Raw genomic sequence first — 6504 nt, forward strand, 5'->3', positions numbered from 1 at the left:
CCACGGGTCCGCGTCGAGGTCTTCGTGGTCGACGATGATGCCGTCGACCCCGCGGGCCAGTCGGATCATCGCGGCGATCGCACCGGAGGTGTCCGACTTGAGTGCCCACGCCCAAATGTCCGTGGCAGCCTTCTTCCCCTCCGTCTTGGCGGTCTTCGCCGCCAACGCGTACAACCCCTTGGCGACCCGTTTGGCGACCTCGGTGACCAGGGCATCCTTCTCGTCGACGATCCAGCGGCCGTTGCGACACACGATCCACTTGCCCCAGGCGTGCACGTAGCGGATGCTCCCGGCCGCGTGGTGTAGCAGTCGGGCCGCGTTGCCGACGTCGGTCGGCCGTTGCTCATCGGGGAATTTGAACGCGCGGACCTTGTCCTTCCCGGTGTCACGCGGCCCGGCCGATTTGGTGGCCGCCTGGGTGGCCTCGGCGACGGCTTCGTCGACCGGCTCGGCGCCGTCGAGGTCGTCGCCCGCCGGGTAGCGCCGGTAGACGTCACGGAGCTTGGCTTCGGCCTCCTGCCACGTCACCGGGTAGCGGCAGCCGGGGCCGTGGAAACGAGCCTCGGGGTCTGGCCGTCGGGCTGTTCGCACAGCAGCCAACGCTGCCGGTACGTGGGCAGCGCCTCGGTGAGGTCGAGCCCCAAGTTGCGCAGTCGTCCCGCGTAGGCGACGAGTTCGGGATGGCGGTGACCGTCGGCGATCATGGTGGTGTTGGGGTCGGCGGTTTCCCGTAGGAAGTCCTCGCCATTGGCGCCCGATGAAGACCGCCCGGCGCCACGATGAGCGTCGGGTTGCGAGCCCTCGGTGTCGGTGTCAACACCGTCGGTGTCGGTGTTCGTGCCTGCCAGCAGCAGCGCAGCGACCTCGTCGGGTAGGTCGGCGATCTCGGCGCCGTTGCCGGTGTAGACGACGCCAGAGGCGTGCTGAGACCCTTCCGCGACGGCGAACCCACCGTGCCCGCGCACGTTGATCTTGTACCCGGCGAACGCGGCTTCGCGATTGGTGATGCGCGTCGGCTGGTGGTCCCACCGGAAGTACAGGTGCTTGCCCTGGTAGGTGGTGACCGTGTAGGTGGGCGGCAGGGTGATGCCGTGTGCGTCGCACCAACGCTCCAATTCACCGGCCTGGTCTTCGTCGAGCACGACGATGTTGGTGGGGCCGCAGGAGACGCCGATGTTGGCCAACCCGCCGCGACTGGTCCACGCGAGTTCGATCATCTGCTCGGTGACGGTGGTCGCCCAGGTTCCCCACTTGCAGGCGGGGTGCTTGCCGCGGACGCCGTCACACGGGTTGTTGGGTCCGTGCAGACCGAGGCATTGCGGGTGGTCGGGATGGTCGACGGGGAAGACATGGAATCCGCGGCGCAGGAGTGTGATTGCCGCGGCCATGGTGTCGGCGGTCTCGTCGCCAGCGACCTGATGCTGAGCGCGCGCGAGTATCTCGCGGACGCGAGCGGTTTGGCCGGGACTGGCCGCGGTCAACGCTCCTGGCGGCGCCGCGGCGTCGCGGCTGTCGGCAACGCTCGATATGATCGTGGTATCTGCTTGCCTGGCGGATTCTGGAGCGGTCCCGGCCCTCACGGTCGGGGCCGTTTCGCTGTCAGGAGGCGGCATCGGCACCTCCGCGGGCTTCGCGGGCCTTGCGACGGGCGACGGCCGAGCGCAGCGCCATCCGCTTGAAGTGAGCTCGGCGCGCGCTCTCGGCACGCTTGGCGCGTTCGGCTGGCGACAGCGTGCGCTCGGGGTCGACCTGGTCCTCGAACTTGCGGCGCATCGCATCGCGACCGGGTTGCGTTCGCGTGGTGCGGTTTTCGGTATTCGCCCAACTTGCATCGGACGCGAGCGAAGCGCGGAGGGTGCGCTCGGAAGGTGTCAACGATAAAGGCATGGCTGGCAGCCCCTTTCGGGTAACTGCACAGCCGCTCCGCGCTATGCGGGTGGCGCCGCGCGCGCCTCGATCGATGTGAGCTTGTTGAACTGGTTACGTCATGCTATCGAGAAACGCGGACCTGCGTCGCCCGTCGTGCTAACTCAGCACACCCGGATCGTCACCGCAGCGTGCCGGTCGCCACCGTGGTTGCGTCGGCGGGCGCGGTCGACCAGCTTCGCCAACTCAGCGCCGGTGGGTAGCCGCGGCGCCGGTGTGCATGAACACATTCCGTGCGCCCAGGTGCCACTGTCCGGGACCGGATGGTGTTCGCAAGGATCTTCGGCCCAGAACGTGCCGACCGGCCGGTGGCACTGACTACACCGCGCCGTGATCAGCGCGCGCGGCTGGTGGAACAGAAACTCATGGCCGCCGTCACTGGCGCCGGTGTCGGTCATAAGTCGCCAAGGTTCAGGCCTCGGGCCTCGGCGGCGGCCCGGTCCGCGGCGGTCGACCGGGTGTAGCGGTCGATCATCGACCGAGTCGACCAGCCCGCGACCGACATCAAGCCGCCCTCGGACCCGCCCGCGGCCAACCAGCGCGACGCGGCGGTGTGCCGCATCAGGTGCAGGTGAAAACCCTTCAGCCCGGCGCGCTCGGCCCGGTACTTGAGCGCCTTGTCCAGCCCGTGATAGGCGAACGTCTGACCGCCCCCGCCCAACCAGAGTGCGTCGGTGTGGGCCAGGCGATGGGCGCGGCGCAGCCGCAGATACCGGTCGATCGCGCGCCCGGTTTGCGGCCCGAATGGTGCGATGCGGCCTTTGCCGCCCTTGCCGCGGCGCACCGTGACGATTCCCCGTGTCACGTCGACGTCGTCGACGTCGAGCCCGAGCACTTCCCCGGCGCGCATCCCGGTCTCGGCCATCAGTCGAACCAGCGCCTCGTCGCGGCGGTCCAGGAAGTCCCGGCCGTCGCACGCCTTGAGTAGGCGGCGCAACTCATCGTCGGACAGGCTCTCGGTGACCTTGGTGTCCAGCTTGGGCGGCTTCAGTCCGAGCAGCGGGTCCGCGTCGAGTTCACCCTCCTCGGTCAGCCACGCGGCGAACCGCTTGAGCGCCATCTGGCGACTGCGCGCGGTCGCAGCCTCGGCCCCGCCGTCGAGCAGGTCGGCGATCCACTGCTTGACGAGCCCGCGGTCCAACGCCGGGGTGTGCCCGTTGCGTGCGCACCACTCCAGGAACAGGCGGGCGCCAGTGGTGTAGGAGTCGACGGTCTGGGCGGCCTTGCGTTCGGCGCGTAGCGCGAGCTTCCAACTCGGGAGCAAGGCGCCGAGGTCCAGGTCGGTGGGCGTGGTGGGCATACCAGATACGTTAGACCGATAGCGTCAAGCTAGCTAGGAATCCTTGTCCAGAGGGGTATATCTGCTGGTAGAGGTGTTGTTCGCCCCAAGCAAGCGTTCGACGTATTTCGCGATGACGTCGACCTCGAGATTGACCGGAGCTCCGACGGCGGCCCGACCGAGCGTCGTCAGCTGCAACGTGGTGGGAATCAGGGAGACTTCGAACCAGTCGTCAGCCAGCCCGGACACGGTCAGGGAGATCCCATCGACGGTGATCGAACCCTTCTCGACGACGTAGCGCGACAGTGCGGTAGGCAGCGCGATCCGAACCACATCCCAGTGCTCGGACGGCGTGCGTGCGACGACGTGCCCGGTGCCGTCGACGTGGCCCTGCACGATGTGGCCGCCGAGCCTGCTGTTGACCGCAGCGGCCCGCTCGAGATTGACCTGGCTGCCGACACCGACCCCACGCAGGCTCGATCTGTCCAGCGTTTCGGCCATCACGTCGGCAGTGAAGGCACCATCGGGCAGCACCTCGACGACCGTCAGGCACACGCCGTTGACGGCGATCGAGTCGCCATGCCCCGCGTCGGCGGTGACGAGCGGCCCGCGGATGACGAACCGGGCGGCGTCGGAGAGCTCCTCCATGCCGACGACCTCACCAAGTTCCTCGACGATTCCGGTGAACATGCCCCAAAGGCTAGTCCCGGGTCACGTCGCGCTCCCCTACGGCCGCTGCCCGCCGAAATACGTCGCCACCGGATTGCCGTTGAAGTTGGCCTCCAGAGCGCGGAGTAGGGCCTGCGTAGCTCGTCGATCATCGCGGCGATCAGCACCGCGCCGTCGCCTTCATCGGCGCCTAAGGGTCGAAACTCCAGGTCAGCTGCCACGAGTTCACTTCTACCGGGTCCCCGGGCCACGCGTGTACCCCATGGCACCCACTACGATGAGCTCATGCAGACGCGCCCCAGGCTTGCCATGCTCATTTCACTGTTCACCGCCTTGGTGACGGCTCTCGTCCTGACCTCGGGATGCTCGTCGGACAAGTCGTCCAACGCCCCGCTACCCGACGCAGCAACGCTGCTGAAGGACTCGAACACCACCACCAAGGCGCAACAAAGCGTCCACCTGGTCATCACCGTCACCGGCGAGATCAAGGAACTTCCGATCACGACGTTGACTGGCGATCTGACCAACACCCCGGCAGTGGCCGCATCCGGCAAGGCCGACATCACCGCCCTCGGCACCAAGCTGGAGGGCGTCGGATTCGTCGTCACAGACGGCAAGCTGTATGCCGCCCTCACGCCGGGAAGCTGGACGGACTTCGGTCCCGCCGCGGACATCTACGACGTCTCCGCGATCCTCAACCCGGACAAGGGCCTGGCCAACGTGCTGGCCAACTTCACCGATCCCAAGGCCGTTGGCCGCGAGTCGGTCAACGGCGTCGACACGGTGAAGGTCACCGGCACCGTTTCGGCGGACGCCGTCAATGGCATCGCGCCGCAGCTCGCAGTCACCGGTCCCGTTCCAGGCACGGCGTGGATCAGCCCGGACGGCGATCACAAACTGATCCAGGCGAAGCTTGAACCCACCTCGGGCACCGCCATCCAACTGACGATGTCGGACTGGGGCAAGCCGGTGACGGTCACCAAGCCAGCAGTCTGATGGCTCACATGACGGACACCCCGGCCGGCGCGGGCCGCCGGATAGCGATCACCGCCGGCGGCTTGGCCGTACTGCTCGGCGCGCTCGACACCTATGTCGTCGTCACGATCATCCGCGACGTGATGACGGACGTCGGCATCCCGATCAACCAGATTCAGCGAGTCGCGCCGATCATCACCGGCTACCTGGTCGGCTACATCGCAGCGATGCCGCTGCTGGGTCGAGCGTCGGACCGATTCGGTCGCAAGCTGTTGATCCAGATCAGCCTGGCAGGATTCGCGGCGGGCTCGGTGGTCACCGCACTCTCGTCCGACCTGACCATCCTGGTCATCGGACGCATCATTCAGGGCACCGCCAGCGGCGCGCTGCTCCCGGTCACGCTGGCGTTGGCCGCCGACCTGTGGTCGCAACGCGACCGGGCCACCATCCTCGGTGGCATCGGTGCAGCCCAGGAACTCGGCAGCGTGCTGGGTCCGCTCTACGGCATTGCGATCGTCTGGGCGCTCAGCAGCTGGCGTTACGTCTTCTGGGTCAACATTCCGTTGGCCCTCATCGCGATGGTGATGATCCACTTCAGCGTTCCGGGCCGGCGGAAGAGCACGGAGCCACCCGAGAAGGTCGACATCGTCGGCGGCCTGCTGCTGGCGGTCGTTCTCGTCCTCGTCGTGTTCGGGCTGTACAACCCGGCTCCCGACGGCAAGCAGGTGCTTCCCAACGGCGGCGGGCTGATGCTGGCCGGGGCCGCCGTCGTCGCAGTGGCGTTCTTTGCGTGGGAGCGCTGGTCGCGTACGAAGCTGATCGACCCGGTCGGCGTGCACTTCAGACCCTTCCTGTGTGCGCTCGGAGCCTCGTTCACCGCGGGGGCGGCCCTGATGGTCACGCTGGTCAACGTCGAACTGTTCGGCCAGGGAGTACTTGGTCTGAGCCAGAATGAGGCCGCGTTCCTGTTGATGCGATTCCTCGTCGCGCTTCCCGTTGGCGCGCTGATCGGCGGTTTCCTGGCGACGCGGATAGGCGACCGGATCGTGGCTTGCGTCGGGCTGCTGGTCGCCGCCTTCGCCTACTATCTGGTATCACACTGGCCGGTGGATCTGCTTGCCGCGCGCCACGATTTCGGGCTGTTCACGGTGCCGGCGATGGACTTCGACCTGGCGTTGGCCGGGTTCGGGCTGGGCCTGGTGATCGGACCGCTGACGTCGGCGTCGCTGAGGGTGGTGCCCGCGGCCCAGCACGGTATCGCGTCGTCAGCGGTGGTCGTGGCACGCATGACCGGGATGCTGGTCGGGGTCGCCTCACTGTCGGCATGGGGCCTGTACCGGTTCAATCAGATCCTGCAGCACCTGCCGAAGAAGGGCGGAGGGACGTCGCTGGTCGAACGCATCACCGCCGAGGCCGCGAACTACAAGCTGGCCTTCTCGATGCAGTACGGCGAGATGTTCGCCATCACCGCGATCGTCTGCGTGCTCGGAGCCGTGCTCGGCCTGTTCATCGCAGGTCGAAAGGAACGCGCCGACGACCCCGAACAGGAGATCGAGATCGTCAGCGCGTCAAGCTAATTCGGCTCAACAGCGTTCGACGCCGGGGCCCATCGATTTGAACTCAACGCGTTCGCGGGGGTTCGGCGTGCTCAGCAC

7 protein-coding genes are annotated in these 6504 nt (G+C 67.3%); 2 read left to right on the forward strand and 5 right to left on the reverse strand.

The window, feature by feature from the left end; all coding sequences use genetic code 11:
• The 5 genes from QOI01_RS04705 to QOI01_RS04725 all read right to left on the reverse strand — a co-directional run.
• Positions 1-528 (reverse strand): hypothetical protein (locus QOI01_RS04705; protein WP_526379030.1); only part of this gene is annotated, 528 nt, incomplete at its 3' end.
• Positions 525-1481 carry a bifunctional DNA primase/polymerase gene (locus tag QOI01_RS04710; protein WP_526379031.1) on the reverse strand — a complete coding sequence of 319 codons (957 nt, stop codon included), beginning with the start codon at positions 1479-1481 and terminating at the stop codon, positions 525-527. The genes QOI01_RS04710 and QOI01_RS04705, both read right to left, overlap by 4 nt.
• A 118-nt stretch (positions 1482-1599) precedes the next feature.
• On the reverse strand, positions 1600-1773 hold the full coding sequence (locus QOI01_RS04715; RefSeq protein ID WP_526379032.1) for a hypothetical protein: 174 nt from the start codon (positions 1771-1773) through the stop codon (positions 1600-1602).
• 547 nt (positions 1774-2320) lie between these two features.
• The gene (locus QOI01_RS04720; RefSeq protein WP_526379033.1) at positions 2321-3226 is read right to left on the reverse strand and encodes a site-specific integrase; all 906 of its coding nucleotides are present in this window, start codon (positions 3224-3226) and stop codon (positions 2321-2323) included.
• 33 nt (positions 3227-3259) lie between these two features.
• Positions 3260-3895, reverse strand: coding sequence for a riboflavin synthase (locus QOI01_RS04725; RefSeq protein ID WP_526379034.1), 636 nt, complete (start codon positions 3893-3895; stop codon positions 3260-3262).
• Between the two features lie 264 nt (positions 3896-4159).
• Here QOI01_RS04725 and QOI01_RS04730 point away from each other — a divergent pair, with 264 nt between their 5' ends.
• Complete coding sequence (locus tag QOI01_RS04730) at positions 4160-4870, forward strand: LppX_LprAFG lipoprotein (protein WP_526379035.1); 711 nt, start codon at positions 4160-4162, stop codon at positions 4868-4870.
• Between the two features lie 8 nt (positions 4871-4878).
• Entirely contained in the window at positions 4879-6426 is a 1548-nt protein-coding gene (locus tag QOI01_RS04735) for an MFS transporter (RefSeq protein ID WP_526379036.1), read from the forward strand.
• Positions 6427-6504 lie beyond the last annotated feature (78 nt).

It is taken from the genome of Mycobacterium sp. (assembly GCF_032162605.1).
In the GTDB taxonomy this organism is placed as follows: Bacteria; Actinomycetota; Actinomycetes; order Mycobacteriales; family Mycobacteriaceae; genus Mycobacterium.

Excerpts from the sequence above, each read along its gene's own strand:
- QOI01_RS04715 (WP_526379032.1), bottom strand. The coding sequence starts at position 1,773 with ATGCGCCGCAAGTTCGAGGACCAGGTCGACCCCGAGCGCACGCTGTCG.
- QOI01_RS04720 (WP_526379033.1), bottom strand. The coding sequence starts at position 3,226 with ATGCCCACCACGCCCACCGACCTGGACCTCGGCGCCTTGCTCCCGAGT.
- QOI01_RS04725 (WP_526379034.1), bottom strand. The coding sequence starts at position 3,895 with ATGTTCACCGGAATCGTCGAGGAACTTGGTGAGGTCGTCGGCATGGAG.
- QOI01_RS04730 (WP_526379035.1), top strand. The coding sequence starts at position 4,160 with ATGCAGACGCGCCCCAGGCTTGCCATGCTCATTTCACTGTTCACCGCC.
- QOI01_RS04735 (WP_526379036.1), top strand. The coding sequence starts at position 4,879 with ATGACGGACACCCCGGCCGGCGCGGGCCGCCGGATAGCGATCACCGCC.